Raw genomic sequence first — 25,567 nt, 5'->3', positions numbered from 1 at the left:
TCTATCCTGCTCGTTCCATCACAGTGTTATCGACCCACTGACGTGCCAGATGGTCGGTTTGCTGCACGTTATCAAGTGTCATCGGGGCATCAATAAGGCCACCCGTTGCGTCAAACCTGTCCAATACGACAGAAACGGTATCCGCCATATCAAGAAAGCCGATCCGGCTCGCAATGAAGTGATCCAGCGCGCGTTCCTTGGCGGCATTGAATACTGCGCCAGCCAGCCCACCACGCTGCATCACGTCCCAGGCGAGTTTCAGGGCTGGATAGCGTGTCAGATCCGGTTCGTTAAAGCGCAGCTGTCCCAGCTTTGCGAGGTCCAGCCGCTGAACCGGCAGCTCCTGCCTGTCGGGCCAGTGCAACGCATACCCAATGGCGTGGCGCATATCGGGGGCGCCCATATGTGCCATCATCGCGCCATCCCGAAACCCGACCATTGCATGGACAATGGATTCAGGATGAACCAAAACTTCGATCTGGTCCGGGGAAACTCCGAAATATTCTTTTGTTTCTATAACTTCCAACGCCTTGTTGAACATCGAGGCACTGTCGATCGTGATCCGCTGGCCCATATCCCAATTCGGATGGCTGGACGCTTGTTCGACGGTGGCGTTTGCCAGATCTTTCAGCGGCCAATCGCGGAACGCTCCGCCACTTGCGGTGATAATCACCCTCTCGACAGCGTTGATATCTTCACCAACCAATGCCTGAAACACCGCCGAATGTTCACTGTCGACAGGAAGCAAACGCGCGCCATGGTTTTTTGCAGTGTCGAGAACCAATGATCCTGCGCAGACTAATGTTTCCTTGTTGGCCAAGGCCAGTGTTGTCCCTTGTTTCAGGGTTTCGATCCCAGGCGCAAGGCCCGCTGCTCCGACGATGGCTGACATGACCCAATCCGCCGGGCGCGCTGCGGCCTCGGCGATCGCACGCGGCCCGGCCGCCGCTTCGACCCCACTTCCGGCCAGTGCGGCACGCAAATCCTCCAACCTGTCTTCGTGTGCCGTGACAGCTAGATCGGCGCGCAACCGACGAGCGTCATCGGCAAGTTGTCGAATATTTGCGCCGCCTGTAAGGGCCACCACATCATAGTCTTCGGGTTTACGCGAAATCAGATCAAGCGTGTTTTGCCCGATCGAACCCGTGGCCCCAAGAACGGAAATCCGTCGCATTACATCTCACCCGGCGTGTACAAAAGCCCTGCGATCAGAACAAACACCGCAGCCCCCATCATGCCGTCGAACCGATCCAGAAAGCCGCCATGGCCGGGGATCAGATTTGAACTGTCCTTGACCCCGAATTTACGTTTGATCGCGCTTTCGATTATGTCACCCGCCTGACTGGCCATTGATGCGAGAACGGAAACAACAACAAAGGCAAACCCGAAACCCGCGTGGCTTGCGAAGACGATACCGACACAGGCCGCGGCAGCCCATCCGCCTGCCGTTCCCGACCATGTTTTCTTGGGGCTGACCTTTGGCCAGAACTTGGGTCCACCGACCATTTTACCCACAAAATAGCCCGCCACATCGGTGGCAACCACCACCGCGATCAGCCAGACCATCCAGCCAAAACCCGAGTTTTCGCGAATGGAAATGAAACCCAGACCAGCCGCAACAATCCAGACCGCGAACATTCCGTACAGGGGTTTCGAGCGGCTGATCTGTCCCATACCCACCAAAGCTGGCGCAAGCACGACCGGGAGCGTGTACAGCGCCGGCAGGTGGTAGCTGAGGATAACCGCAAACGCAGTCAGAACGCCCAACTGGACGGCCACACCCTGGCTTTCAGGGTCAATCATCCGAACCAGTTCCCAGGTCATCAGGCCACAAGCAGCCGCAATGAAGACCTCGAACCAGAGACCGCCAAGCCAGACTTCGATGGCCCCTATTGCAACCAGAACGGCGGCAGAAAGGACCCGGCTCGTCAGATCAGACCACCGGCCATCACTCATGCCAGAACCGCCCCGTACCGACGCTCTCTGGCCCCATAGTTGCGACAAAGCCTTTCGAGTTCTGCGGCAGTGAAATCCGGCCACAAGGTATCTATGAATTCGTACTCGGAATAGGCGGACTGCCACAGCAGAAAGTTCGAAATCCGTGCTTCTCCACTGGTCCGAATGACAAGGTCAGGATCCGGAAGAACGCGTGTATCCAGATACTTAGGTAACGTTTCTTCATCCACATCCTCGGGTTTAAGCCGCCCGTCGGCCACATCCCGCGCAAGACGTTTGGTCGCGCGCGCCACCTCGTCCCGACCGCCATAGTTCAGGGCGACCGTTAGATGAACAAGGTCGTTGTCCTTGGTTTCCTCTTCCAGTGAATCCATCAATTCGATCAGTTTCGAATCCAACCGTACCCGATCACCTATGAACCGAACCCGGATGCCATTGTCCGCCAGGGTCCGTGTCTCCTTAATGATGTAGCGCCGAAACAGGCTCATCAACCCGGCCACCTCAACCTGCGTTCGCTTCCAGTTCTCGGTCGAGAATGCAAATACAGTCAGGTACTTGATCCCCAGGTGCGGGCAGGCCTCGACAACCTCGCGAACACGCCGCGCACCGGCATGGTGCCCAAACAACCTGGGGCGACCGCGCGCCTGCGCCCAACGGCCATTGCCATCCATGATGATAGCGACATGGCGCGGGCCGCAGACCGGATCGGTTTGGGGATCTTTCGGCATCAGACCAGATCAGACCTGCATGATTTCAGTTTGCTTGGTTTCAAGCGCCGCATCGACCGCCTTGATCATCGCATCCGTGAGATCCTGCACTTCGCTTTCCCAAAGCTTCTGGTCGTCTTCAGACATACCATCCGCTTTTGCCTTCTTGATCTGATCCATGCCATCCCGGCGCACATTGCGGATCGCGATCCGGGCACTTTCCGCATATTGGCCAGCGACCTTGCCCAGTTCACGGCGACGCTCTTCGTTCAACTCAGGAATCGGCAGCATGATGATGGTGCCGTTCAGCTGCGGGTTGATGCCAAGGCCGCTTTCACGAATGGCCTTTTCAACCTTCCCGACCAATGACTTATCCCACACATTTATAGTGACCATGCGGGGCTCAGGCACGTTGACGGTGCCCACCTGGTTGATCGGTGTCATCGAGCCATACGCGTCGACCATGACAGGTTCCAGCATCGAAGCCGAGGCGCGCCCGGTTCTCAGCGAGGCAAATTCGGTTCTCAGATTGGCCATTGCGCCATCCATACGGCGTTTCAGGTCATCGGTGTCCAGTTCGAAGTCGTCAGACATGCTGCTCACTCCCCGTATTCAGGTACTCTTTGGATGGGTCTTACGCCATCACATTTGGGATGTATAGCAATCATGAGGCGGTTTTGTACCAATGGCCAGAGGTGTTGCGATCATTTTGTACCAAACCGCCTGCGCAAAACCCGACACGGCATCGTATCGGGTTTAGGCTGTCAACTGCGCTCAGGCATTCACATCGACAACAACGCGCCCTTTGACCTGCCCTTTCAGGATATCGGCACCCAGTTGCGGAAGGTCGGACAAGGCCGCTGGTTGTACCATCGACTCAAGCTTGTCCATCGGCAGGTCGGTTGCAATCCTTTTCCAGGCACGAACCCGGTTTTCATAGGGCTGCATCACACTGTCGATGCCAAGAAGGTTCACGCCGCGCAGCAGGAAGGGAATCACCGTTGCAGGAAGCGCCGCGCCGCCCGCAAGACCCACGGCCGCAACCGAACAGCCGTATTTCATTTGCCCAAGCACACGCGCCAGCATCGCACCGCCCACGGCATCCACGCAGCCCGCCCAGGTTTCACTTTCCAGCGGGCGCTTGGTTGTCTCATTCAGCTCATCGCGGGGCACTATTGTCGTTGCGCCCAGCGATTCCAGATAATCCCCGGTTTCAGGTCGCCCGGTCACGGCCGCCACTTCATACCCGAGATGGCCCAGAATGGCAGTCGCCACCGACCCAACACCACCGGCCGCCCCGGTTACCAGAACCGGGCCGCGATCGGGGGTCAGCCCGTGATCCTCCAGCGCCATCACGGCCAGCATCGCGGTAAACCCGGCGGTGCCTACGGCCATCGCCTGCCGGGCATCGAGCCCATCCGGCAGAGGCACAAGCCAGTCCGCCTTGGCACTGGCTTTCTGCGAATATCCACCCCAATGCGCCTCGCCTACCCGCCACCCGGTCAGAACAACCTTGTCACCCGGCTTGTAACGCGCATCGGTCGATGCCTCGACGGTACCGGCATAATCAATTCCGGGAACATGCGGATACGCCCGCACCAAACCGCCCCCTTTGGGGGACAGACACAAACCATCCTTGTAGTTCACTGTGGAATATTCAACCGCGACCGTGACGTCGCCATGCGGCAAATCATCCAGCGTAAGCTGCCTGACCGACGCGCTCGCCAAACCGCTTTCTTCGTCCTTGTCCATCACAAGTGCATTGAACATCTCTCAATTCCTTTCGTGTTTCTGTAACCGGCCCGCTGCTTCACCTGGCCCCAAATATCCCGGGGGAGTCGCGCAGCGACGGGGGCAGCGCCCCCAAAACCCCCCTTTAAATCCAGAAATGCGACTGCACGGTCGCGCGGCGCATCCCATCTGGCGTTTCCACGTCCAGCTCCGTTCCCGAATCCCAATGGCTCAGGCGTACCATGCCAATGGCGACGTTGGTGTTGAAATCGGGTGACCACGCGGCCGAGGTCACCTGCCCCACACGCTTGCCGTCCGCGTAAAGGCCCCAAGGTCGGTCACAGCCCGGCACCGGATCGCCCCCAATGGCGACGGGGCGGATTTGCTGAACAGGCCCCTCCTTGGCCACACGCAGCAACGCGTCCCTGCCGATACAGCCAATCGCGGTATGTGTATTGCAGAACTTGCCCAAACCGCACTCATGCGGGGTGTTGTCGTCGGTCATGTCATTGCCATAAGACAGCAGACCACCTTCAATCCGTTCGATCAGGTTCGGGCATCCGGCGCGCACCTGCAAATCTTCCCCTGCTGCAAACAGGGCGTTCCACAGGGGCATGCCGATATCGCTGCCTTCCACATAAATCTCGAACCCGCCTTGTTTGGAATAGCCCGATCGCGCCACAGCCAGATCGCGACCTTCAAACTGGAACATATCGAATTTGAAGAACCGGATGTCGCGCACCCGGTCGCCAAAGACACGCGCCATCAGAGCGTCGGCTTTGGGACCCTGAACAGCAAGAGGTGACACATCCGGTTCGTCTACCAGCACATCCAGACGATATCCAACGGCGATTCCCTTGACCCACAACAACAGATCGCTGTCAGCGATTGAAATCCACCAGCGGTCTTCGGACAGTTTTACCGCAACCGGGTCATTCAGCATACCGCCGGTTTCATCCACGATGGGGACATAGAAACATTGCCCCGGCAGCATTCCCCGCAAATCGCGCGGGGTCAGCATCTGCATCAGGCGCGCGGCGTCCGGTCCGCGCAGCTCGATCTGCCGCTCGCACGCGACATCCCAGACCTGCACATGGGATTTCAGATGCCGGTAATCGGCTTCGACGCTTTCGAAGACCGTGGGCAACAGCATACGATTATAAACCGTGTACCCCTTGACCCCTGCGGCCTCGACCCCTTCTGAAAACGGTGTGCGCCGCAAGCGGCGAGAGGCGGAAATCTGCGGCATTCAAACCTCCTTGGGCATAAAGACGATATCGCTGACGGGCGCTTGCGACCCAACTTCGGTCAGCATCTTGCGCATTTGACCCCGGTGGTGGGTCTGATGGTTGAAGAAATGGATCACATAGTTTTTGTAAGGCATTGTGACATCGATCTCTTTTACGATTAAGCAACAGGTGATTGGCCCGATAAACAGGTCAGTTCCTGATGCGACAACTATTGCAGAAACGCGGCCAACTGCGAGTTTTGCCAGTGTTTCTAGCGCGCCACATCTTGCGCAAACGCGCCTGTGATCATCACTTGGGCCCGTGCCAATCAATCGGACAGATTTCAGCCGACTTGCCGCCAAAATCCCAAACGCGCCCGTAGTCGCGCACTTTCGACTTGGTGCCACGCGCCACGATGATGTCAGGACCCATCCAGTATTTTGAGTTTGAAACCATCACGGGATGCTCGGGGTCTTTGCCTGCCAGCATCTCGATCTCACCCTGAATCTTGCGACCTATCATGATGCGACGTTTGGTGCCGTCACGCTCGATCTGAACCGGCGCCCGTTCGGCCCCGATGATTTCACTGACGAGCATGGTGAACAGACCGGTGGTGCCGCCCGCCTGCCCGCTGAAGATTTGCAGCAGCCCGTTATAGGCTTTGCCGCTGGCGCGTTCATCTACGTAAGCCGCCACTTTCCACTGGCCTTCACCCATCCGGCCGGGAATATCGACCAGCAGGCCGACATTCAGACCCGACAGGTCCTCGCCCTCGTAATGGCCCTCATCAACGATAATACCCATCCAGGCATGACAATGCCCTTCGGTCGGAGGGTGCGCGCCCAGTGAAACGACGCAGGGACAGAACACATCGCACGAGCAGTTCAGGATCAACTCCCCCTTGATGGCCCAGTCCGTCGGGCTCATCTCGCGACGTTTGGGATTGGGCATCCGGCTGTCGATACGCTGGCTGACGGGCAACCGATCGGCATCTGGTTTTCTGTTCTTAGCCATTGGCTTATCCTCCGTAGCTAATAGGGTAGACGAGCAGGAAAAGACCGCCCGCAATCAATGCAACTCCCACCGGTCGGGTTACAGCATGCCCGATCTGGGGAAGTTTTTCCAAAACCATGAACAGGGTCGCAAGACCCATCCACAACAGGCTCATGACGCCGCCTACAAAACCCAGCGCCATGAAACCCCAGCAGCATCCGACGCAGAAGGTACCAAGGCCCAGTCCCATGCGAACGCCGCCCGCAAATCCGGTTTTCCAATGGCCCAGGAAATAGGTCATCGGGGCGTGGCACACGCCATGGCAGACCTCTTTGACGCGCGAGAACTGAAACGCGCCAACCGCTATCATCAATCCGCCCGCAACCCAGCCGGATCTGGCAATGCCTAGCATGTCGATCACGTCACCAAACAGCAAAGCCAGTTGCGTTCCCGCGATCACAGCCGCAAACCCGACCCAAACCAAGGAATACCCTGCAAGCACACCCAGCCACCCGGCACGGGTGCCATTGGCGCTGCGGATCAGGTCGTCATAACTGCGCAGGGTTGGCACAAGCGTCGGCAGCATCATGGCGGCCATCATGATCGCCCACATCCAGAACAGCGTGCCAAACTCGGCCATGGGCATGTACATGTCCATGCGCGGGTCCATCGCAGCCATCGCCTGCCCCATAGGCCCCGGACGACCGATCAGGTCCAAGTCCATGTCGCGGCCCATCGCGAACATGACCCACCATGCCCACAGGATCAGGACATAAAAGCCCAGCCACATTCCGCTGCGCAGCCAAGTACGACTCACTTCGGCCTCCCGACTCAACTCTCTTGCTTTTCAAATGTCAGACTTTTAAATGTCAGACAAATAAAAATTTACTCAGGGTCTTCTGAATATGAAAATAGCGCCTCGGAAAACCGCCGACCTGTCTGCCCAGATTGCACAAGCCATCCGGGACGCGATTGTTTCGGGCGAGTTGATTGTGGATGCGCGCCTGCCCTCGGAAGCGGAACTATCCGAGCAATTTCAAGTTTCGCGCCCAACGGTGCGTGAGGCTTTGAAACGACTGGCGGCGCAATCCCTGATCCGCACACAGCGTGGCGCAACCGGAGGTGCGTTCGTAAACCGTCTGAGTTTCGAAGATGCCTATTCGCAGCAGATCACAACCTCGACCCTGCTGCTGTCTATGAACGCTGTCAGCTTTGATACGGCCTGCGAGGCCCGCTATGCGCTGGAGCGCGCCTGCGCCCCCCTGTCTGCCCAAAGACGAACGGCGGATCAGCTTGCCACGATGCGGGCGGAAATCTTTCGCCAGTCTCAGCCCGGTCTGACGGATGAGGCGTTTTGTGCATCAGACGTCACCTTCCACAGGGCCCTGGTGGACGGGGCCGACAACCCGGTCCTGTCCTATCAACTGGCTGGCGCGGTCGAGGCGATGCAGCCTTTGATGAACATGATTACCTTCACGGCACGTTCGCGCGAAGAAATCATCGCATTGCACACCAGAATTGCAGACGCGCTTGAGGCCAGAGACGCAGATACCGTCGACGCCGCGCTGGTCGATCTGGAGCATTACACACAGCAACTGGCCCACGATGTGGCCGAACGCAAACGTAAACCGGCCTGAGGGCTTAAACGGAAACATACTTTAAAGGCAGAGGTCGAGCAGGCAGAATGTCATCCGGCATCAAGACCGGAACTCTCAATAAGAATTAAATGACAATGATTTACGGGAGGACGTTATGAACAAAAGACCGGACCCAACCTTTTATCCGTCGGCCAAGCTGGCGATGGAAGGCCCCGCAGAAACGCTTGCTTTCACGCTGATGCTCAGCCCCGATTTTTCGCAACCCGACGGGCTGGCAGTAGTGAATGTCGATCCAACCTCGGCCGATTTCGGGAAGATCGTGCATCAGGTGATCATGCCCGAAAAAGGCGACGAGTTTCACCATTTTGGTTGGAATGCCTGTTCCTCATCGCTGTCACCGCTCAGTGGTCATGCGTTTTTGGAACGTCGCTATCTGATCATCCCCGGTATCCGGTCGAGCCGGATATACATCATCGATGTAAAGAACCCGCTTGAGGCGAAGATTCACAAGATCATCGAACCCGAGGAAGTCTTTGACAAAACAGGGTATTCACGACCACACACGATCCATTGCGGGCCGGAAGGCATCTATGTGAGCACGCTGGGCGGTGGCGGTGAGGACGGCACGGATGGCCCTCCGGGTATTTTCATCATGGATTGTGAAACCTTCGAGATCATCGGGCGCTATGAGATTGAACGCGGCGTGCAGGACAAGCACTATGATTTCTGGTGGAATCTGCCGCGCGATTACATGGTAAGTTCCGAATGGGGCCTTCCCCCGCAATTTGAAAACGGGCTGGTGGCCGAGGATCTGCTTTCGAACAAATACGGTCACCGCATCCATTTCTGGAACCTGCGCAACCGGACCAATATCCAAACCATCGATCTGGGCGAAAACCACCAGATGGCGCTGGAAATCCGGCCCGCGCATGACCCGGTCAAACAATACGGGTTCTGTGGTGTTGTCGTCGACACCACCAACCTGCAAGGCGCAATCTTTACGTGGTGGCGCAATGAAGATGGCACGTTCGAAGCCAAGAAAACGATCACCATCGACCCACAACCCGCTGATCCAGATGATCTTCCTGAACTTCTGAAGGGGTTTGCCGCCGTACCACCACTGGTCACCGATATCGACCTGAGCCTGGATGACAAATACCTTTATGTCGCTTGCTGGGGCACCGGCGAGATGCATCAATATGATGTATCCGATCCGATGAACCCGACCCTTGCCGGGAAAGTTGAAATCGGAGGTATTGTCAAAAAGACCAAACATCCGAACGGACAGACCTTTGGCTATGGGCCACAAATGGTCGAGATCAGCCGCGATGGTAAACGCGTTTATTGGACCAATTCACTTTATTCCACGTGGGACGATCAGTTCTATCCCGAAGAAGGCGGCGCGGCCATGGTCAAGGCGGATGTCGGTGAGAATGGCGGGCTGGTTTTGGACCCGAAATTCTGGGTTGATTTCCCCAAAGGATATCGCAGCCACCAAATCCGGCTGGAGGGTGGAGATTGTTCAACCGACAGTTTCTGTTACCCCTCGGTCTGAATTGGAGATTCTGATGACATCAACGGCTGGCCTTTGGCTGGCCGTTGTTCTGAGCGGCGCGTATCACGGGCTGAACCCCGGGATGGGATGGCCGCTGGCGGTTTCCTCGGCCCTGATGGAGCAGCGCCAATCCGCCCTCTGGCGCGCGCTGGCAGCTTTGGCAGGTGGACATTTCATTGCCATGCTGGGTGTCCTTCTGCCTTTTGCGTTGATGGCCGTTCTGGTCGACTATCAACGGGAAATCCGCATCGGGGCTGCGTTGATTGTCATCGCGATGGGGCTATACATTGCGATCACCCGCCGTCATCCCCGTTTTCTGTCGCGCATACCGCCCAGCAAACTGGCGCTGTGGTCGTTTCTCGTGGCGCTTGCCCACGGGGCCGCCCTTATGCTGGTTCCGATCTATCTTGGTCTGTGCCAGCTGGATGAACTGGATGCCGGTCATCAGGCGATCTCCAAAATCATGACAACAAACGGTCTGCTGGTTCTGGGGGTCGCGGCCTTGCATACCGCCGCCATGGTTCTGGGCGGAGGGTTTCTGGCCTTCGCTGTTTATCGTTGGCTGGGGCTGCGTTTCCTGTCCCGCAGCTGGTTCAACCTTGAACTCATCTGGGCGCTCAGCCTTGTTTTAGTTGGTCTTTTGGGGCTGTGGTCGGCGGTTTAATCGCTTTCCTTTGGGCCGCAACACACTATCCTCAGGTGCTGATATTACAATTCAATGAGGCCCGGATGATCACGACCCTGAATGTCATTGCCGCGTTGCTGACAATCGGTTTTGGCCTGTTCGGCTTTCTGGCGCCAGTTCATACCGCCAACGCGCTGGATCTTGCACCTACCAACAGCACCATGGGTCTGAGCGAGCTGCGCGCTTCGGTCGGAGGGCTGTTTGTCGTCTCGGGCATTGCTGTCATCTGGCTGAATGCTCCGATGGCCTACACGATGCTGGGCATTGCCTATGCCGGTGCCGCACTGGGCCGCTTCCTGTCACTGGCGCTGGATAACCCGCCTTTTTTGAAGGCAGCGACTTTTGGAGGAATCGAACTGGTTCTGGCGATATGGTTGATCGCCGCAAACTTCAATAGGGCCGCGTAACGCTCTGTAATTAAAGCCAACAAAGATGTGTAATCCGGGTTTGCATCCGCAGCTCTCCTCACCTATATATGAGGTGTCCTTCGGGACTATGGACATAAACGCGCTCGTAATAAGCGGATCGGACCCGGGGGCGGTACCCGGCGGCTCCACCAAAATCCTTCGTTTGAGGATCACGGGGCCGAAACAGGATCGACGAACGTCTAAAGGGGTAAGCTTTGTCTCGGCTGTCTGCCACCGTTACCGGCGAAAACAGTACAATTGCAAACGACAATCGTGCTCCGGTTGCAGTTGCTGCGTAAGCAGTAGCAAGACCGAAACTTAAGTCCTTGCGCCTAGCCGCGTAAGGCGGGGTTCGCAGGTACCTGGCAACAGAAACCTGCACTTCCCACCAATATGTCTAAGATTTACGCCGCCTTTGCGCAGATTCAGAGTTTGTTCATTCCTTTTTGCCATCGTGTTCGCAGTTGGACAGGAGCGTTGGGATGACGAATTCAGAGATACTCAGATCCTGGTATTCTGAGGTTTGGGAAAACGGAAACACCGAGGCGATCGATCAGTTCTTTGCGCCCGAAACCATGGCCGAGGGGCTGATCCCCGAAATGCAGGTGGGTGCAGACGATTTTCGGGATCTCGTCACGGCATTTCGCCATGTCCTGGGGGATATCAAGGTGGATTTGCCCAAGATCATCGAGAATGGCGATTGGGTATCCGCCATCCTGCATGTGCAGACGTGCCGGGCCGATAATGGTGCCCCTTTGGAGGTCACCGGTCAGGTCATGGCCCGGTTCAAAAACAATAAGATGGTCGAAGCGTATAATCATTTCGATTTCATCTCGTTTTTTGAAGAGATGGGTCAGTTTCCTGCCGACACCCTTCCGGTGTGCATGACCGGTCAGAGGCTCGACTGGGCCTGACGGTTCAAACCGCAAACTTGACCCCCTACGTTCTTGCGCGGTAGCACTGACGCAGGGGGTCAGCTTGCGAACACCCCGTGAGGCGTCAGCCCAAGCTTCGCATGGATCCGAATGACTAAAGGAGACATGCTATGGCTGCTCTTAACGCCATCACACCAACCCAATTGAGCCGGTTAATCGGAACGCCTCGGGCGCCGGTTCTGATCGATATACGCACCGATGCGGATTTCAGCGACGATCCGCGGTTGATTCCGGGGTCAATTCGCTGCCCGCACACGGAAATCGACGCGATGAGTCGTCTGATTGGCGACGACCCTTGCGTAGTAATCTGCCACAAGGGCAAAAAGCTCAGCCAAGGGGTGGCGTCCTGGCTGCGCGGGATGGGCAAAAACGCCGAACATCTGGAAGGCGGGTTTGAAGGGTGGCGCGAACAGCGCGAGGCGCCGTTGATCCCCTTGTCGATTCTGCCGGCGCGCATTGACGGCAGCACATTGTGGGTTACGCGTCAAAGGCCCAAAATTGACCGTATCGCCTGCCCCTGGCTGATCCGCCGGTTTGTTGATCGCAATGCACGGTTCCTTTTCGTCGCGTCGGAAGAAGTTCAGGGAGTCGTTGATCACTTTGGTGCCACCCCCTTTGACGTTCCGAATACATTTTGGACGCATCGGGACAGCGGCTGCACATTTGACACGATGATCCGGGCATTTCACCTGCGAACCGAGGCGCTTGAGCGTATGGCCCGGATCATTCGCGCTGCGGATACCGACCAGAATGATCTGGCCCCGGAAGCCGCTGGGTTGCTGGCGTTCTCGGTCGGTTTGTCCCGCCAGTATCGCGATGATCATGCTCAGCTTGAAGCCGGGTTGCACCTTTATGATGCCCTGTTCCGCTGGGCACGCGACGGGTTTGATGAAAAGCATGACTGGCCATCGGGTCATGGCGCATGAGACCTACGGCACTGGACCTTTTCAAGGTATTCGGACGGATCGGCCTGTTGTCATTTGGGGGCCCGGCTGCCCAGATCTCGTTGATGCATCAGGAACTGGTCGAGCGCAGGCCCTGGCTGGATGAACAGACCTATCTGCGCGCGCTTTCCTTGTGCATGTTGCTGCCCGGTCCAGAGGCAATGCAATTGGCTACCTACGCAGGCTGGCGCTTGCGCGGTGTCGCGGGCGGGTTGATTGCGGGCAGCCTGTTCGTTTTGCCAGGGGCGTTTGTCATTACTGTTCTGGTCGCGCTTTATTCAGCATACGGCGACATTCCACTGGTGCAATCCGCATTTACCGGCATCAAGGCGACCGTCATCGTGATCGTCCTGCAAGCCCTGCGCAAGCTGTCAGGTAAGGCGCTGACGGATATGGAACATCGTGTCATCGCAGGCCTGTCGTTTCTGTCAATCTTTCTGTTCAACCTGCCCTTCCCGCTGATCATTCTGATCGCGGCCCTGTGGGGGTATTTGCGTTATAATGGATCCATTGGGGCAACCGATGTTCAGGACACGCCGAACTTTGCCCGTTCGGCCCGGACGATAGCGGTCTGGTTGCCGCTTTGGCTGGGGCCGCTTGTTGCGTTAACACTCAGCGGCCATCAATTGCTCAGCGATCTGGGGTGGTTCTTTGCCCGTCTGGCTGTTGTGACCTTTGGCGGCGCCTATGCCGTTCTGGCCTATATGTCGCAAACGGTTGTGGATCAGTATCACTGGATCAGTGCAGACCAGATGATTGACGGATTGGGTCTCGCAGAAACCACCCCCGGGCCATTGATACTGGTTACACAGTTTGTCGCCATGCTGGCGGGACAGATCAACGGTGGGTTCTCACTGGCGCTTGCTGCGGGCGCTGTTGCGCTATGGGCAACGTTTGTGCCCTGCTTTTTGTGGATTTTCCTGACGGCCCCTTACCTTGACCGTCTGGCCACACGTCCCCGCCTGTCTGCCGCCCTTCACGGTATCACCGCCGCTGTTGTCGGAGTGATTCTCAACCTTTCCGTGTGGTTTGCCCTGAATGTTCTTTTCGAATCGGTGCCAGATATGAATTTGGGTCCGGCGGCAATACCCGTGCCCCGACTGTCCTCGCTCGATATCCCGGCGCTTGCGTTAACCTTTATTGCTGGAATATTGATATTTAGACTAAAATTGGGGATCGGTACGGTGCTGGTTCTGATGTCAATGGCAGGGCTGGCTGCGCATAATATCTGATCAATCCGATCATACCTGCCCTTTCGTTTCCGAACAAAACCCCTATGCTGAGCTTAACCACTTTTGAGGATGACACATGTCGCAAGGCATCGACTATGGCAACCTGATGCACACCGCCATGCGCGGGCTTATCAAGACTGTGCTGACGGATGTATCGAAATCCGGTCTGCCCGGAGCGCATCACTTTTTCATTACCTTCGACACACGCGAAGATGGCGTGGACATCGCGGATTGGCTGCGCGACCGGTATCCGGAAGAAATGACAATCGTCATGCAGCACTGGTTTGAAAACCTCGAAGTCGGAGAGAACGGGTTCGCCATTACTCTCAATTTCGGGGACGCGCCGGAACCGCTCTATATTCCTTATGGCGCGATCAAGACCTTTGTCGATCCATCGGTGGAATTTGGACTGCGGTTCGAAAGCCCGGACGACGAAGATGAGGACGATTATGTTGCAGATGACTTGATCGAGGTCGAAGAGGAAGAAGAGGCACATCACGACGCCGATGTCGTGTCGCTGGACAGCTTCCGCAAATAAGCCTTTGAGCCCCGCCCGGCGCGGGGTTCAGCGTTTCATCAGAAATGTTTCGACTGATCGGGATTTCTGGCCGTCTATGAAGCGTGAAAATGACAGGTTCAGCCCGTCTTCGGCTAGTGTTCGGTCGAACTGCTGCAATTCATATCCGCCGTCAACGTCAATGAACAACGAAAACACCGTCAGCGTATCGCCTTCGATACGCCCCCAGACGAAGGGTTCACCTTTCATCGGATCCAGCGGAACCTCATGACCGAACACGTTGCGTTTCATTGCGGCCGAAAATACATCCGGGCGGTCCGAGTGCACGAAGTCGATGGAAAACTGCTGTTCTTTTACCCGCCCGTCCAGCTTGTAGGTCGTGGTTTGCCAGCTGACGTTGAACCCGTTTTTGGTCTCGAAAATGGAAACGCTCATATCCCGCGGGGTTGAGGTTCCGTCCGCATCCACGACATTTGCCGAGCCCACATAATCCCCCAGGAACGGGGTAATGTCCGCGGCGCGCGCAGATGCGCCCAGAACAGACAGCCACAAAGCACAGACAGCAAATAACACGATCGCTTTTTCAAGCGTAATGCGATGGAAATTCGACATCTTGTCCTCCAAGGCGGCTACGAACCTATTGTAGCTGAGAGGGGGCCGCGCACAATGGCACATTCCCCGACGATAACAATAAAAGTGACGCACCCCGCGCCTATACCTTTGACGCCCTTGGGTTTAAGGTGCGCGCAACTGGCCGATTGCGTCACAGCTTGGCTGCGGCTAAACGGCATACAACAGCATACCAGACGGAGTGACAGATGTCTCAGACCCGCACCGAATCCGACAGCTTTGGCCCGCTCGAGGTTCCTGTCGACAAGTATTGGGGCGCGCAAACGCAGCGTTCGATCATGAACTTCCCGATCGGTTGGGAGAAACAACCCATTGCCATTGTGCGTGCGCTGGGCGTGATCAAGCAAGCCTGCGCGATGGAGAACAAGGCGACCGGAAAACTGGATGCCAGGATTGCCGATGCCATCATTCAGGCCGCGGGTGAGGTGATCGAAGGCAAGTTTGACGACAACTTTCCGCTGGTCGTCTGGCAGACGGGTTCCGGCACCCAGTCGAACATGAACTCGAACGAGGTCATCGCGAACCGCGCCATCGAAATTCTGGGCGGTGTCATCGGTTCAAAAGACCCCGTGCATCCGAACGATCACTGCAACATGGGTCAGTCGTCGAATGACACCTTTCCCACCGCGATGCACATCGCCACAGCGATGAGTGTTCGTGACGTCCTTCTGCCTGGGCTTGAAAAACTGGCCTCTGGTCTTGAGCAGAAGGCTGATGAGTTCAAGGACATCATCAAGATCGGCCGGACTCATACGCAGGATGCAACGCCTCTGACACTGGGGCAGGAATTCAGCGGTTATGCCCACCAGATTCGTCAGGGGATTGCACGCGTTCACGCAGCGCTGCCCGGCATCTACGAACTGGCGCAAGGCGGCACCGCCGTAGGCACCGGCCTGAACACCCAAAACGGTTGGGGCGAAGCGGTTGCGGGCCATATGGCGCAGATCACCGGCCTGCCCTTCGTGACCGCACCGAACAAGTTCGAAGCGCTGGCCGCCCATGACGCCATGGTCTTTATGTCCGGGGCTTTGGCGACCATCGCGGGCAGCTGCTATAAAATCGCCAACGACATCCGTTTCCTGGGCTCTGGCCCGCGTTCGGGGCTTGGAGAACTGATCCTGCCCGAGAACGAGCCCGGCTCGTCCATCATGCCCGGCAAGGTGAACCCGACCCAGGCCGAGGCTCTGACACAGGTTGCTGCGCACGTGATGGGCAACAACGCCGCGATGAATTTTGCAGGCAGTCAGGGCCATTTCGAGCTGAACGTCTATAACCCGATGATGTCCTACAACCTGTTGCAATCCATCCAGTTGCTGGGCGACGCTGCCGACAGCTTTACCGAGCGGATGTTGCTGGGCATCAAGGCCAATGAGCCGCGCATCGACAAGCTGATGAAGGAATCGCTGATGCTGGTGACGGCGCTGGCCCCGACCATCGGCTATGACAACGCCACCACGGTCGCCAAGACCGCGCATAAGAACGGCACAACCCTCAAGGAAGAAGCCATTGCGCTGGGGTTTGTGGACGAGGCAACCTTTGATGCCGTTGTGCGCCCCGAACAGATGATCGGCCCGAAAGACTGATGGGCAAGCCGGTCAACCTGAACCGGTATCGAAAAGAAAAGGCGCGGGCCGAAAAGAAGGCCCGCGCAGACCAGAATGCCGTCGCCTTTGGGCGCACCAAGTCCGAGAAAACAATCGTCAGGCTTCAGCAGGACAAGCAGAGGCGTGACCTTGACAATCACGAGCTGGATGAATGAGCGGCCGCCCGGTAAAACGTTCATTGACCCTCAAAGGACACCGGACATCTGTCTCGCTTGAAGATGAGTTTTGGCGGGCATTTCGCGACATTGCGAAAGAAAAAGATCAGCCAATCAATGCACTGGCCGCGCAAATTGATGTTGACCGCGACCCGGAAACCGGATTGGCCTCGGCTATTCGCGTGTTTATTCTGAACTGGTACCGAGACAAGGTTTAACGCTTGTCAGATCTTGGCTGTTGGGTATAACGTCCTCAAGGAACAAAAGGGGTACATTCATGGGTAACACGGTATTGGGACCTGACGGTCAACCTCGGTGTTCCTGGTGCCAGGCAGCGCCGGAATTCTTTGACTATCATGACAACGAATGGGGGTTTCCGGTCTCGGATGATCAGCGATTGTTCGAAAAACTGTGCCTGGAAAGTTTTCAATCGGGTCTTAGCTGGCGCACGATCCTGAACAAGCGCGAGAATTTCCGAGAAGCGTTTTACGGATTTGATTTCAACAAGATGGCTGAGTTCTCTGAAGCCGATGTTGAACGTCTGCTGCAAAATGATGGGATCATTCGCCACCGGGGCAAGATCGAGGCGGTGATCAACAACGCCCGCCGCGCGCAGGAACTGGTGGCGTCAGAAGGATCGCTGGCAGCCTATGTCTGGCGGTATGAGGCGGAAACCCCGCCGCCCCCGCAATCGGCATCAACATCGCCCGAGTCGGTGGCCATGTCGAAGAACCTCAAGAAACGGGGTTGGAAATTTGTTGGCCCCACGACGGTGTTTGCGTTCATGCAGGCCATGGGGCTGGTCAATGACCATGCCAAAGGCTGTATCAGCAGAATAAAAGCGGCACAGTTGCGCCGCTCTTTCACGAAACCTGTCTGAGGATCAGACAGAGGCTTTGAAGATCTTGTCGATATTGCCGCCCAAAGCGGCGTTGAATTCGGCGTCCGACTGCTGTTTCGAGAGACCTTCGGTCAGTGCGCGCGAGAAAGACGCGATCATTTTGCCGTTCTGTTCCAACAGGTTGCAGGCCTCTTCGGTCGAATACCCGCCTGACAGCGCGACAACGCGCAGAACGCGAGGATGGTCGGCCAGTTCGTCATACAGGTTTGCCTGTGTCGGGATCGTCAGCTTCAGCATGACCTCCTGCCCCTCACCCAGCTGGTCGAGGTTCTTCAGGATTTCAGCTTTCAGAATCTCCTCGGCATCAGCCTTGGTTTCTGAATGAATGTTGACCTCAGGCTCGACGATCGGAACCATTCCGGCGTCAGTCACTTCACGGGCAACGTCGAATTGCTGGGCAACCACGGCCGCGATGCCTTCGGCATTGGCCTCGTGGATGACCGAACGTTCTTTGGTACCGAACACGCCTTCTGCCTTAGCCAGCGTGTCGGCCAGACCGGGGATCGGTTTCATCAACTGAACACCGTTGGCCTGATCCTCAAGGCCCTTGTCGATTTTCAGGAATGGCACGATTCCTTTGACCGACCAGAGGTAATCAGCGACCTTGCGGCCCTCGATCTCTTCACCAAGGGTGCGTTCGAACAGGATCGCACCGATGACTTTGTCTTTGGTGAAGTCATTTGCCAGAATGATCCGCGCGCGCATCTTTTGAATTTCGCCGAACATCTCAGCGTCCGAGCCGTAGGTCGACGCGTCAACGCCGTACAACGCCAGAGCTTTCGGGGTCGAGCCGCCGCTTTGATCCAATGCCGCGATAAAGCCTGCGCCGTTGATCATCTGCGCGCGCTGTTCTGCTTTGGCCATAATGTTTTCCCGTTCAATGATGATTCCGATGTCTTCCCCCGCATACATCACAGTCAGGACCGATGGTAGTTTGTTAGCGCTCAACCAGCCGCAACCATATGCCATCCCTGGATCGAACGGTCAGATGGGCCACCGGAACCGGCGTTTTGCCGCTGATTGTTTCGAATTTGAAATTCCGCACCAGCATCGACAGGATCAGCGGCCCTTCGACCATGGCAAACCCGGCCCCGGTACAGACGCGGGGGCCTGCGGAAAACGGGATATATGCCTTACGCTGGCATGTTTTGCCGTTTTCACTGTTCCAGCGGGTCGGGTCAAAGCCATCGGGATTGTCCCATAACCGTTCGTGACGGTGCAGGTGCCAGGGGCTGATGACGATTTGTGACCCGTTGGGAACGTCTCTGTTTCGGAACTGGTGTGGGCACTTGGCCTCTCGCACCATCATGGGAACCGGTGGGTACAGGCGCAGTGCCTCGCGAAACACGTCGCGGCTGATCTTGAGTTTGGAAACCGAGGCAAAGGTCGGGTCGTCCAGAGCGGCAGCTTCGTCAGTAATCCTTTCCTGCCATTCGGGATAAAGCGCCAGCAGATACAATGTCCACGCCAGGGCCGATGCGCTGGTTTCATGGCCTGCCAGAAAGAAGATCGCGACCTGATCAACCATTTCTTTGGGCCCGAAAAACTGACCGGTTTCAGGGTCAGCGGTTGTCATGATCTTGGTTGCCAGATCATCGGGGGCGGTTCCGGCCTTGATCGCCTCTGCCCGCTCATGGGTCAGGTCAGTGATCAGGTTACGAATGTCTTCGGCGTTTTTCCGTGTCGTCCGGGAGTGGAACCGAGGCATCCATTTGGGCAGCGGAACGAAAGCTGCAAGGTTCAGCAGAGGTTGTTCGCGCTGGTAGTTGCGGAACTTTTCAAACACCTTGCTGGCTATGGCGTGGTCGATCGGCACCGAAAACAAGGTGCGAAAAATCACATCTGCTGCGGCGTGGCTTGTCTGTTCTTCGACTTCGATCTGTTTGCCGACATGGGGGCGCAACCGCTCAACACAAGCGTCTGCTGCGGCCAGCATGGCGGGAAACGTGTCTTTCAGCCGCCCGCCCTCAAATGCCGGGTCAATGATGCGTCGCTGACGTTTCCACGTCTCTCCATTGGTTAGAAACACCGAATTTCCAAGCAAGGGGCGCAGGCCTTCGCTGATCCGGCCCGATTTAGGAAAATCTTCGGGGCTTTTCCTGAGGACGATGTCAATCAGGTCCGGTTCATTGACCAGGAAGGACCGGAAGAAGGGTGTCCTGAATTCGGCCATCCACGCGCGATAAAGGCGCGCTGGCTGTGCAGACAGCAGATCCTGACGAAACAGTTTCAGGTAACGCAGTAGGGAAACCTTGTCTGCGCGCGGCTGGGGCTTGGGCGGGGTCATGGACGCACCGACGTGTATTTGGACACTGGCGTCTCAATCCGGCTGCGCGAAGGTGTGCGCCCAAGGAACCGCTGTTTCAGCGTCAAAGGGCCTGCCGTAATTCGGAAATAGTCGTACGGACCCGGCTTATCGAATGCGCAAAGGTATTGAAAATGCAGCCGGAAAAACCGCCAGCGCAGGGCTTTCCAACGTTCAGGCGCCAGGGTTTGGGTAAAGGCCGCCGACAGGACAAGCGGCCAGCGTTTGTCCGGCCTGGCCACCCCTGTAACGGCCACCGGATCACACAGCGCAAATGCGCAGCCATCCCCGGGGGCCGAGACATCGACCCATGTGATGGCTGAACTGGAGGACAGGAATTGAAGGTCGGACCGAAGGCCATGCGCTTTTGGCAGAAAGGACACCATAGGCATCACCTGCCCCAGGCTGAGGAACGACAACTCTGCCCCCTGTTGCGGCACGGCCCTGTCGCGGATCAGGTCGGCCAGAACAGACACCCCCAGATGCGCACCCGAACTGTGGCCCACCACCAGAACCTCATCCACACTGGATATCAGCGCGGCTTCAATCGCTTTGCGGAATGCGGCCAGCCTTTCCTTCAGTTTTAGCGGAGTTTCCCCCTTTAACTGTGCGGAATAGGCGTAATCATGCATCAGGTAGTAGGCAAACAACCGGTTGTCGATCTTGCGGAACCACAGCATCAGCGCAACCGCAACGGCGATACCCGGAAACAGACCCCACCAGCCAGCCATCGCCACGGATGCCCACACGACTGCAAACGCAACCAGCAGCTGAGACACCAACATCGCCACCGGATAGAGCGCCGCAATCACCGGGCCTTTGCGCAACCGCATCAGGCGCCACAAAGCACCGGTCGAAATGTATATCCACGCCGTGTGGGCCAACTGCGCATAGGTGGCAGGGATCGACGCGGACATGCTGTCGCGCACGATGTCTGACCAGACCAGTACTTCAATTTCAGTCTCGACGGACGCACCGTCCTGAATGGACGTCACGGACCAGCCGAACAGACCCTCCGCGGACTTGGGAGCCATGGCGATCTCATATCCCGAAATCCGGGCCTGCGCTTGCGACTCGGTTCGGTAAAGCTCGCGATATCGTCGCGGCGGCATCGGGTCATAACCGGGGATGTAGAACACCCGGCGTTTGCGCACCTGTGACTGATTTCTCTGACTGCTCATGCCTTTACCTTCTGCCGCGCAGGTTAACGCAGGCTTTAGGTCAAGGTAAGGGGGTCAGACGCTCAGCCGAAATTCGCAAGTGCCGGGAAGGTTTCCAGCAACCACCAGCTGAAGCGGGTGAACAGGCCTGTGACCAGCATGATGCCCACGAACAGAAGCAGCCCCCCCATGACCTTTTCGATCACACCCATATAGGGCTTGATCCGGTTCATCACCGTCATAGAGCGGTTTAGGAACATGGCTGCGAGCAGGAACGGAATACCCAATCCGGCTGCATAGACACCCAGCAACAGCGTGCCCCGCGCCACCGAGGCTTCGGTCGCCGCAAGGGACAGGATCGCGCCCAGTTGGGGCCCGATACAGGGCGTCCAGCCGAATGCGAAGGCCAATCCAAGAATATAAGCACCAAAGACCGAGCCACCGGAATCACCGGTTTCGATCCGCGCTTCGCGGTCCAGAAAGGGGATGCGGAAGACATTCAGGAAATGCAGGCCAAAGACAATGACAACGGCCCCCGACAGCTTGGCAAAAAGTACCTGATTTTGCAGCACGAACACTCCAAAAGCAGATGCGGTAAAGCCCAACAGCAGAAAAACCGTCGATAGGCCCAGCACAAAGAACAGCGCTGACATGGTTGCCTTGCGCCGGGCGCGGGTCTCATCCTGCATTTCGTTGATCGTGACGCCGCTCATATATGCCAGATAGGGCGGCACGATGGGCAGCACACAAGGCGACAGAAAGCTGATCAGGCCACCCAGCAGGGCAACAAACATGGCGGGCAGCAGCCCCGCGTCTATGATTTCTATTCCGAACATGTCTAAGCACATAAGTGATGATTGGCGGTCCGTCACGGGGCCAATGAGTCACATCCTCGTGCTTGGAATCTGGACAATATTACAACTACGCCCTATCCCGAAAATCATGTCAGAGATTACAGATACGCTGGATGCGCTGGGCCTTCTTTGCCCCCTGCCCGTCCTCAAGGCCCGCAAACGGCTGAAATCCATGCCGCAAGGTTCTGTGTTGCGTGTACTGGCTGATGACCCGGCAGCCATCATCGATGTCCCGCATTTTTGCGCCGAAGCTGGCCACACATTGCTGTCTCAGGATTTGGATGGCGAACATCAGGTCTATCTGATCCAAAAATCCGACTGACTTAATGATATAAAAAAGGCGGGCAAATCTGCCCGCCCTTTCATCAGTTGCCCAACGACCACCATCCGCGCCGTTTGGGCCTGTCGGATTCTGGCTCAGGTTCATCTGCCACAGTTTCAAGCACCGGTTCAGGTTCTGCTGCCACGGGTGTTTCTTCCACAGGCGCGTCTTCGACCGGCTCATCGGCAGATTGAACTTCAGGTTCTTCCATCGCAACGATCGCTTCAGCTTGCGCGACTTCCTCAGTCTGCTCGGCCACCTCTGTTGCTTCCGGCTTAGCTTCAGCAGCCTCAGCCGCTTCGCTTTGCTCGGCGACAACCGCCTCGGCAGGTTCGGATTCAGCGTCTGAGGCCGCCTCTTCAACTACCGGTGCATCAGCCGCGGTATCGGCATCAGTTGCTTCTGTCTGTTCCGAAGCCTCTTCTGCCACCGCATCTTTCTTACGACGGCGCGGAGCGCGCTTGCGTTTGGGCTTGGCGGGTTTTTCCTCTTCCGTCGCTTCGGCTTCGGTTGCCTCGACAGCGGTCTCGGTTTCAGCGGATTCGCCTGCGGCATCCTCCTGCTCTGTCCCTTCACCGTCATCCGCGCCCTGTTCCGGCGCGTCACCATTGCCCCCGCCCTTCTTGCGACGACGACGGCGGCGCTTGCGCTTGGGTTTGGTGTCATCTTCGGTCGGTGCGATATCCTCTTCGGTTTCTTCCTCGTCCGAAGAATCGACCAGATCCATCAGCGAGGCATCGACCGACACGACAGGTGCTGTCGCTTCGGGAACAATGCGGCTGGCGGTCTTGAATTTCTCCATCGAGAAATCCGGGCTGACCAGATGCACATCGCCTTCGATCCGTACAGACAGGCCATAGCGCGATTCGATCTGTGCAATATGCTCGCGCTTCTGGTTCATCAGGAAGTTCGCGATACTGACCGGGCAGCGCACCAGAACCTCGCGCGAGCGGCGGCGGGTGCCTTCCTCTTCGATCTGACGCAGGATCGACAGTGCCATGTTGTCGTCCGAACGGATCAGGCCGGTGCCGTGGCATGCCGGGCATGGCTGCGTGGTCGCCTCGATCATACCGGGGCGCAGCCTCTGACGGCTCATCTCGAGCAGGCCAAAACCTGAAATCCGGCCGACCTGAATGCGGGCACGGTCGGTTTTCAGCTTGTCCTTCAGACGCTTTTCAACGGACGCATTGTTCTTGCGCTCGTCCATATCGATGAAATCGATGACAATCAGACCGGCAAGGTCACGCAGACGCAACTGGCGGGCCACTTCTTCCGCAGCCTCAAGGTTGGTTTTCAGCGCCGTTTCCTCGATCGAGCCTTCTTTCGTGGCCCGGCCCGAGTTCACGTCGATTGCCACCAGCGCTTCGGTCACGCCGATCACGATATACCCGCCAGATTTCAGCTGAACAGTCGGGTTGAACATCCCCGCCAAGTAGCTTTCCACCTGATAGCGTGCAAACAGCGGCAGCGCGTCCTCGTACCGTTTCACATTCTTGGCGTGCGACGGCATGATCATCTTCATGAAGTCTTTGGCGATGCGGTATCCGCCCTCGCCCTCGACCAAAACCTCATCGATATCGCGGTTATAAAGGTCCCGGATCGACCGTTTGATCAGATCGCCTTCTTCATAGATCTTCGCAGGTGCGATGGATTCCAGGGTCAGTGCCCGGATCTGCTCCCACAGGCGTTGCAGGTATTCATAGTCGCGCTTGATTTCCGATTTGGTGCGCTTGGCGCCCGCAGTCCGGATAATCAAACCCGCCCCCGTGGGCACATCAATATCCGCGGCGATTTCTTTCAGTTTCTTGCGGTCAACCGCGTTGGTGATCTTGCGGCTGATCCCACCGCCACGCGCGGTGTTTGGCATCAGAACACAATAGCGACCGGCCAGCGACAGATATGTCGTCAGGGCTGCCCCCTTGTTGCCGCGCTCTTCCTTGACGACCTGCACCAGCAACACCTGGCGCACTTTGATCACTTCCTGAATCTTGTACCGGCGCGGGCGTGGCTTGCGCGGAGGGCGGATGTCTTCGCTGTCGTCTTCCTCGGCCACGGATTCAATCGTGTCATCTTTCGCGGCAGCGTCTGCGTGTTCTTCATCCGCGTCGCCATCATCTGCGTCCTGGTCATCTTCAGACAATTCAGACGCTTCATCGCCATCGTCAGCGCTTGAAACATCCGCCGCGTCATCAGAATCCCCTGCTGCGTCGTCTTGTGAAGACTCAACTGTTTCAGCCTCTGCCTCGTCTTCCGAAGCCGTTCCCTCTACAGTTTCATCTGACACAGCTTCCGGCGCTTCGTTGTCCTCAGGCTCCTCAACAGGGGTCTCAGCGACGACTTCCATTGGCGATGTCCCCTCGGGCACCTCCATGTCCGCTTCGTCACTGTCGTCAAAATCGATGGTTTCCATACCGGTCGGCTCGGTCGAAACTTCCATCGTTTCGACCAAATCGTCCGACTTCAGATCCGCGGCCTTTGATCGGGACCGAGAACGCCGCTTTTTCGGCTTGCCCTCGTCGGCCTCATCCCGCGCCTTCATGGCCTCGGCATAAGCGCGCTCTTCCTCCATCAACGCCTCGCGGTCGGCGATGGGGATCTGGTAATAGTCCGGGTGAATTTCCGAAAACGCCAGGAAGCCGTGCCGGTTCCCGCCATAATCCACAAAGGCCGCCTGAAGCGACGGCTCAACCCGTGTTACTTTTGCAAGATAGATGTTGCCAGCAAGCTGGCGCTTGTTTTCGGATTCAAAATCGAACTCCTCGACCTTGTTTCCGTCGACCACCACGACGCGGGTTTCCTCCGCGTGGGTGGCATCGATAAGCATTTTCTTAGCCATGTGTCCTTGGTGCACCGCGCCAAACGCGTTATCCTGACCCGTCCAGGTGGACAGGCACATTTGGGGAGGTGTCTTGTCAGGGCGATATTGGACGGCGCGCGGCAGGGTCTGGCGCTGTGGCCCCCTGCCCGGTCACTCAATCGTTGCGCGCGCGTCATCGCGGTTCTTCTCCGACAGGCGCGTTAGCCGCAGCCTGCCCATTATTCCTTTCGCCCGACATGTCGGACTCAGGTACTACATTGCCCCAAATGAGGCACAATCGGTCTGCTTTGCGGCGAACAATCCGTCATCACCATCAGCAAAGCAGCGAA

At 57.2% G+C, this 25,567-nt stretch carries 28 protein-coding genes and 1 other RNA gene; 14 read left to right on the top strand and 15 right to left on the bottom strand.

Features of this window, described 5'->3' with window-relative positions:
• Nucleotide 1: 1 nt before the first annotated feature.
• The 9 genes from dxr to ACR0M3_RS01280 all read right to left on the bottom strand — a co-directional run bounded on the left by dxr (nucleotide 2) and on the right by ACR0M3_RS01280 (nucleotide 7,406).
• Nucleotides 2-1,174: a 1-deoxy-D-xylulose-5-phosphate reductoisomerase gene (gene dxr, locus ACR0M3_RS01320; protein WP_480909341.1), complete on the bottom strand. Its 1,173-nt coding sequence runs from the start codon at nucleotides 1,172-1,174 to the stop codon at nucleotides 2-4.
• A complete protein-coding gene (locus ACR0M3_RS01315; protein ID WP_480481032.1) occupies nucleotides 1,174-1,956 on the bottom strand; it encodes a phosphatidate cytidylyltransferase in 783 nt (260 codons plus the stop codon). The genes dxr and ACR0M3_RS01315 overlap by 1 nt, the downstream gene beginning before the upstream one ends.
• The gene (locus ACR0M3_RS01310) at nucleotides 1,953-2,684 is read right to left on the bottom strand and encodes an isoprenyl transferase (RefSeq protein ID WP_480472659.1); all 732 of its coding nucleotides are present in this window, start codon (nucleotides 2,682-2,684) and stop codon (nucleotides 1,953-1,955) included. Before ACR0M3_RS01310 ends, ACR0M3_RS01315 begins: the two co-directional genes overlap by 4 nt.
• Before the next feature lie 9 nt (nucleotides 2,685-2,693).
• A complete protein-coding gene (gene frr, locus ACR0M3_RS01305; RefSeq protein ID WP_480481034.1) occupies nucleotides 2,694-3,257 on the bottom strand; it encodes a ribosome recycling factor in 564 nt (187 codons plus the stop codon).
• Between the two features lie 180 nt (nucleotides 3,258-3,437).
• Nucleotides 3,438-4,433: an acryloyl-CoA reductase gene (gene acuI, locus ACR0M3_RS01300; protein ID WP_480481036.1), complete on the bottom strand. Its 996-nt coding sequence runs from the start codon at nucleotides 4,431-4,433 to the stop codon at nucleotides 3,438-3,440.
• 106 nt (nucleotides 4,434-4,539) lie between these two features.
• Nucleotides 4,540-5,643: a dimethylsulfoniopropionate demethylase gene (locus ACR0M3_RS01295; RefSeq protein WP_480909338.1), complete on the bottom strand. Its 1,104-nt coding sequence runs from the start codon at nucleotides 5,641-5,643 to the stop codon at nucleotides 4,540-4,542.
• The gene (locus tag ACR0M3_RS01290; RefSeq protein WP_480481040.1) at nucleotides 5,644-5,778 is read right to left on the bottom strand and encodes a DinB family protein; all 135 of its coding nucleotides are present in this window, start codon (nucleotides 5,776-5,778) and stop codon (nucleotides 5,644-5,646) included. It abuts the gene before it with no gap.
• Nucleotides 5,779-5,932: 154 nt separating this feature from the next.
• Nucleotides 5,933-6,637: a DUF1326 domain-containing protein gene (locus ACR0M3_RS01285; RefSeq protein WP_209596177.1), complete on the bottom strand. Its 705-nt coding sequence runs from the start codon at nucleotides 6,635-6,637 to the stop codon at nucleotides 5,933-5,935.
• Between the two features lie 4 nt (nucleotides 6,638-6,641).
• Entirely contained in the window at nucleotides 6,642-7,406 is a 765-nt protein-coding gene (locus ACR0M3_RS01280) for a DUF2182 domain-containing protein (protein ID WP_480556357.1), read from the bottom strand.
• A gap of 115 nt (nucleotides 7,407-7,521) precedes the next feature.
• On the opposite strand from ACR0M3_RS01280, the gene ACR0M3_RS01275 reads away from it, so the two are divergent.
• From ACR0M3_RS01275 to ACR0M3_RS01235, 9 genes are all read left to right on the top strand, one after another.
• Nucleotides 7,522-8,253 (top strand): FadR/GntR family transcriptional regulator, encoded by a 732-nt coding sequence (locus ACR0M3_RS01275; protein WP_267364368.1) that lies wholly within the window; start codon nucleotides 7,522-7,524, stop codon nucleotides 8,251-8,253.
• Between the two features lie 115 nt (nucleotides 8,254-8,368).
• On the top strand, nucleotides 8,369-9,769 hold the full coding sequence (locus ACR0M3_RS01270; protein ID WP_480505262.1) for a selenium-binding protein SBP56-related protein: 1,401 nt from the start codon (nucleotides 8,369-8,371) through the stop codon (nucleotides 9,767-9,769).
• Between the two features lie 13 nt (nucleotides 9,770-9,782).
• Entirely contained in the window at nucleotides 9,783-10,433 is a 651-nt protein-coding gene (locus tag ACR0M3_RS01265) for a hypothetical protein (protein WP_267364371.1), read from the top strand.
• A gap of 65 nt (nucleotides 10,434-10,498) precedes the next feature.
• The gene (locus tag ACR0M3_RS01260; RefSeq protein ID WP_480558454.1) at nucleotides 10,499-10,861 is read left to right on the top strand and encodes a DUF4345 family protein; all 363 of its coding nucleotides are present in this window, start codon (nucleotides 10,499-10,501) and stop codon (nucleotides 10,859-10,861) included.
• Nucleotides 10,862-10,897: 36 nt separating this feature from the next.
• Nucleotides 10,898-11,244: a transfer-messenger RNA gene (gene ssrA, locus ACR0M3_RS01255) on the top strand.
• A 99-nt stretch (nucleotides 11,245-11,343) separates the two neighbouring features.
• Complete coding sequence (locus ACR0M3_RS01250; RefSeq protein WP_209503996.1) at nucleotides 11,344-11,775, top strand: ester cyclase; 432 nt, start codon at nucleotides 11,344-11,346, stop codon at nucleotides 11,773-11,775.
• Nucleotides 11,776-11,906: 131 nt separating this feature from the next.
• Nucleotides 11,907-12,722, top strand: coding sequence for a chromate resistance protein ChrB domain-containing protein (locus ACR0M3_RS01245; RefSeq protein WP_480564869.1), 816 nt, complete (start codon nucleotides 11,907-11,909; stop codon nucleotides 12,720-12,722).
• The gene (chrA, locus tag ACR0M3_RS01240; protein WP_480909335.1) at nucleotides 12,719-13,972 is read left to right on the top strand and encodes a chromate efflux transporter; all 1,254 of its coding nucleotides are present in this window, start codon (nucleotides 12,719-12,721) and stop codon (nucleotides 13,970-13,972) included. The genes ACR0M3_RS01245 and chrA overlap by 4 nt, the downstream gene beginning before the upstream one ends.
• A 76-nt stretch (nucleotides 13,973-14,048) precedes the next feature.
• Nucleotides 14,049-14,510 (top strand): SspB family protein, encoded by a 462-nt coding sequence (locus ACR0M3_RS01235; protein WP_480505270.1) that lies wholly within the window; start codon nucleotides 14,049-14,051, stop codon nucleotides 14,508-14,510.
• A 27-nt stretch (nucleotides 14,511-14,537) separates the two neighbouring features.
• Here the strand turns inward: ACR0M3_RS01235 and ACR0M3_RS01230 are convergent, their stop codons facing one another.
• Nucleotides 14,538-15,101, bottom strand: coding sequence for a hypothetical protein (locus ACR0M3_RS01230; RefSeq protein ID WP_480869262.1), 564 nt, complete (start codon nucleotides 15,099-15,101; stop codon nucleotides 14,538-14,540).
• Nucleotides 15,102-15,307: 206 nt separating this feature from the next.
• Between ACR0M3_RS01230 and fumC the strand changes: the two genes are divergently transcribed.
• From fumC to ACR0M3_RS01210, 4 genes are read left to right on the top strand one after another with little or no spacing between them, the layout of a single operon-like run.
• Complete coding sequence (gene fumC / locus ACR0M3_RS01225; RefSeq protein WP_480481058.1) at nucleotides 15,308-16,702, top strand: class II fumarate hydratase; 1,395 nt, start codon at nucleotides 15,308-15,310, stop codon at nucleotides 16,700-16,702.
• Nucleotides 16,702-16,878 (top strand): DUF4169 family protein, encoded by a 177-nt coding sequence (locus ACR0M3_RS01220; protein ID WP_480481060.1) that lies wholly within the window; start codon nucleotides 16,702-16,704, stop codon nucleotides 16,876-16,878. Before fumC ends, ACR0M3_RS01220 begins: the two co-directional genes overlap by 1 nt.
• Complete coding sequence (locus ACR0M3_RS01215; RefSeq protein WP_209504003.1) at nucleotides 16,875-17,096, top strand: ribbon-helix-helix domain-containing protein; 222 nt, start codon at nucleotides 16,875-16,877, stop codon at nucleotides 17,094-17,096. Before ACR0M3_RS01220 ends, ACR0M3_RS01215 begins: the two co-directional genes overlap by 4 nt.
• Nucleotides 17,097-17,155: 59 nt before the next feature.
• Nucleotides 17,156-17,758, top strand: a complete 603-nt coding sequence (locus ACR0M3_RS01210) for a DNA-3-methyladenine glycosylase I (protein ID WP_480537815.1) — start codon at nucleotides 17,156-17,158, stop codon at nucleotides 17,756-17,758.
• Nucleotides 17,759-17,761: 3 nt separating this feature from the next.
• On the opposite strand, the gene ACR0M3_RS01205 is transcribed toward ACR0M3_RS01210, so the two are convergent.
• From ACR0M3_RS01205 to ACR0M3_RS01190, 4 genes are all read right to left on the bottom strand, one after another.
• Nucleotides 17,762-18,643, bottom strand: coding sequence for a fructose bisphosphate aldolase (locus ACR0M3_RS01205; RefSeq protein ID WP_480909332.1), 882 nt, complete (start codon nucleotides 18,641-18,643; stop codon nucleotides 17,762-17,764).
• A 73-nt stretch (nucleotides 18,644-18,716) separates the two neighbouring features.
• Nucleotides 18,717-20,066 (bottom strand): cytochrome P450, encoded by a 1,350-nt coding sequence (locus ACR0M3_RS01200; protein ID WP_480909329.1) that lies wholly within the window; start codon nucleotides 20,064-20,066, stop codon nucleotides 18,717-18,719.
• Nucleotides 20,063-21,265: a hypothetical protein gene (locus tag ACR0M3_RS01195; RefSeq protein ID WP_480505280.1), complete on the bottom strand. Its 1,203-nt coding sequence runs from the start codon at nucleotides 21,263-21,265 to the stop codon at nucleotides 20,063-20,065. Before ACR0M3_RS01195 ends, ACR0M3_RS01200 begins: the two co-directional genes overlap by 4 nt.
• 62 nt (nucleotides 21,266-21,327) lie before the next feature.
• On the bottom strand, nucleotides 21,328-22,080 hold the full coding sequence (locus tag ACR0M3_RS01190; protein ID WP_267364596.1) for a cytochrome c biogenesis CcdA family protein: 753 nt from the start codon (nucleotides 22,078-22,080) through the stop codon (nucleotides 21,328-21,330).
• Nucleotides 22,081-22,186: 106 nt separating this feature from the next.
• On the opposite strand from ACR0M3_RS01190, the gene ACR0M3_RS01185 reads away from it, so the two are divergent.
• Nucleotides 22,187-22,420 (top strand): sulfurtransferase TusA family protein, encoded by a 234-nt coding sequence (locus tag ACR0M3_RS01185; RefSeq protein ID WP_480481072.1) that lies wholly within the window; start codon nucleotides 22,187-22,189, stop codon nucleotides 22,418-22,420.
• A gap of 43 nt (nucleotides 22,421-22,463) precedes the next feature.
• Here ACR0M3_RS01185 and ACR0M3_RS01180 read toward each other — a convergent pair whose 3' ends face one another.
• A complete protein-coding gene (locus ACR0M3_RS01180) occupies nucleotides 22,464-25,256 on the bottom strand; it encodes an Rne/Rng family ribonuclease (protein ID WP_480898367.1) in 2,793 nt (930 codons plus the stop codon).
• Nucleotides 25,257-25,567 lie beyond the last annotated feature (311 nt).

It is taken from the genome of Ruegeria sp. O5 (genome assembly GCF_056535105.1).
The sequence above is the reverse complement of the archived record's forward strand: the minus strand, read 5'-3'. Positions and strand labels throughout refer to the sequence as shown.

Coding starts and splice junctions, on each gene's coding strand:
- ACR0M3_RS01215 (WP_209504003.1), top strand. CDS start 16,875: ATGAGCGGCCGCCCGGTAAAACGTTCATTGACCCTCAAAGGACACCGG.
- ACR0M3_RS01270 (WP_480505262.1), top strand. CDS start 8,369: ATGAACAAAAGACCGGACCCAACCTTTTATCCGTCGGCCAAGCTGGCG.
- frr (WP_480481034.1), bottom strand. CDS start 3,257: ATGTCTGACGACTTCGAACTGGACACCGATGACCTGAAACGCCGTATG.
- ACR0M3_RS01220 (WP_480481060.1), top strand. CDS start 16,702: ATGGGCAAGCCGGTCAACCTGAACCGGTATCGAAAAGAAAAGGCGCGG.
- ACR0M3_RS01260 (WP_480558454.1), top strand. CDS start 10,499: ATGATCACGACCCTGAATGTCATTGCCGCGTTGCTGACAATCGGTTTT.
- ACR0M3_RS01310 (WP_480472659.1), bottom strand. CDS start 2,684: ATGCCGAAAGATCCCCAAACCGATCCGGTCTGCGGCCCGCGCCATGTC.
- ACR0M3_RS01280 (WP_480556357.1), bottom strand. CDS start 7,406: ATGTGGCTGGGCTTTTATGTCCTGATCCTGTGGGCATGGTGGGTCATG.
- ACR0M3_RS01275 (WP_267364368.1), top strand. CDS start 7,522: ATGAAAATAGCGCCTCGGAAAACCGCCGACCTGTCTGCCCAGATTGCA.
- dxr (WP_480909341.1), bottom strand. CDS start 1,174: ATGCGACGGATTTCCGTTCTTGGGGCCACGGGTTCGATCGGGCAAAAC.
- ACR0M3_RS01250 (WP_209503996.1), top strand. CDS start 11,344: ATGACGAATTCAGAGATACTCAGATCCTGGTATTCTGAGGTTTGGGAA.
- ACR0M3_RS01245 (WP_480564869.1), top strand. CDS start 11,907: ATGGCTGCTCTTAACGCCATCACACCAACCCAATTGAGCCGGTTAATC.
- ACR0M3_RS01200 (WP_480909329.1), bottom strand. CDS start 20,066: ATGACCCCGCCCAAGCCCCAGCCGCGCGCAGACAAGGTTTCCCTACTG.
- ACR0M3_RS01230 (WP_480869262.1), bottom strand. CDS start 15,101: ATGTCGAATTTCCATCGCATTACGCTTGAAAAAGCGATCGTGTTATTT.
- ACR0M3_RS01235 (WP_480505270.1), top strand. CDS start 14,049: ATGTCGCAAGGCATCGACTATGGCAACCTGATGCACACCGCCATGCGC.
- ACR0M3_RS01315 (WP_480481032.1), bottom strand. CDS start 1,956: ATGAGTGATGGCCGGTGGTCTGATCTGACGAGCCGGGTCCTTTCTGCC.
- ACR0M3_RS01185 (WP_480481072.1), top strand. CDS start 22,187: ATGTCAGAGATTACAGATACGCTGGATGCGCTGGGCCTTCTTTGCCCC.
- ACR0M3_RS01195 (WP_480505280.1), bottom strand. CDS start 21,265: ATGAGCAGTCAGAGAAATCAGTCACAGGTGCGCAAACGCCGGGTGTTC.
- ACR0M3_RS01190 (WP_267364596.1), bottom strand. CDS start 22,080: ATGTTCGGAATAGAAATCATAGACGCGGGGCTGCTGCCCGCCATGTTT.
- fumC (WP_480481058.1), top strand. CDS start 15,308: ATGTCTCAGACCCGCACCGAATCCGACAGCTTTGGCCCGCTCGAGGTT.
- ACR0M3_RS01210 (WP_480537815.1), top strand. CDS start 17,156: ATGGGTAACACGGTATTGGGACCTGACGGTCAACCTCGGTGTTCCTGG.
- ACR0M3_RS01265 (WP_267364371.1), top strand. CDS start 9,783: ATGACATCAACGGCTGGCCTTTGGCTGGCCGTTGTTCTGAGCGGCGCG.
- ACR0M3_RS01180 (WP_480898367.1), bottom strand. CDS start 25,256: ATGGCTAAGAAAATGCTTATCGATGCCACCCACGCGGAGGAAACCCGC.
- chrA (WP_480909335.1), top strand. CDS start 12,719: ATGAGACCTACGGCACTGGACCTTTTCAAGGTATTCGGACGGATCGGC.
- ACR0M3_RS01295 (WP_480909338.1), bottom strand. CDS start 5,643: ATGCCGCAGATTTCCGCCTCTCGCCGCTTGCGGCGCACACCGTTTTCA.
- ACR0M3_RS01285 (WP_209596177.1), bottom strand. CDS start 6,637: ATGGCTAAGAACAGAAAACCAGATGCCGATCGGTTGCCCGTCAGCCAG.
- ACR0M3_RS01205 (WP_480909332.1), bottom strand. CDS start 18,643: ATGGCCAAAGCAGAACAGCGCGCGCAGATGATCAACGGCGCAGGCTTT.
- acuI (WP_480481036.1), bottom strand. CDS start 4,433: ATGTTCAATGCACTTGTGATGGACAAGGACGAAGAAAGCGGTTTGGCG.
- ACR0M3_RS01290 (WP_480481040.1), bottom strand. CDS start 5,778: ATGCCTTACAAAAACTATGTGATCCATTTCTTCAACCATCAGACCCAC.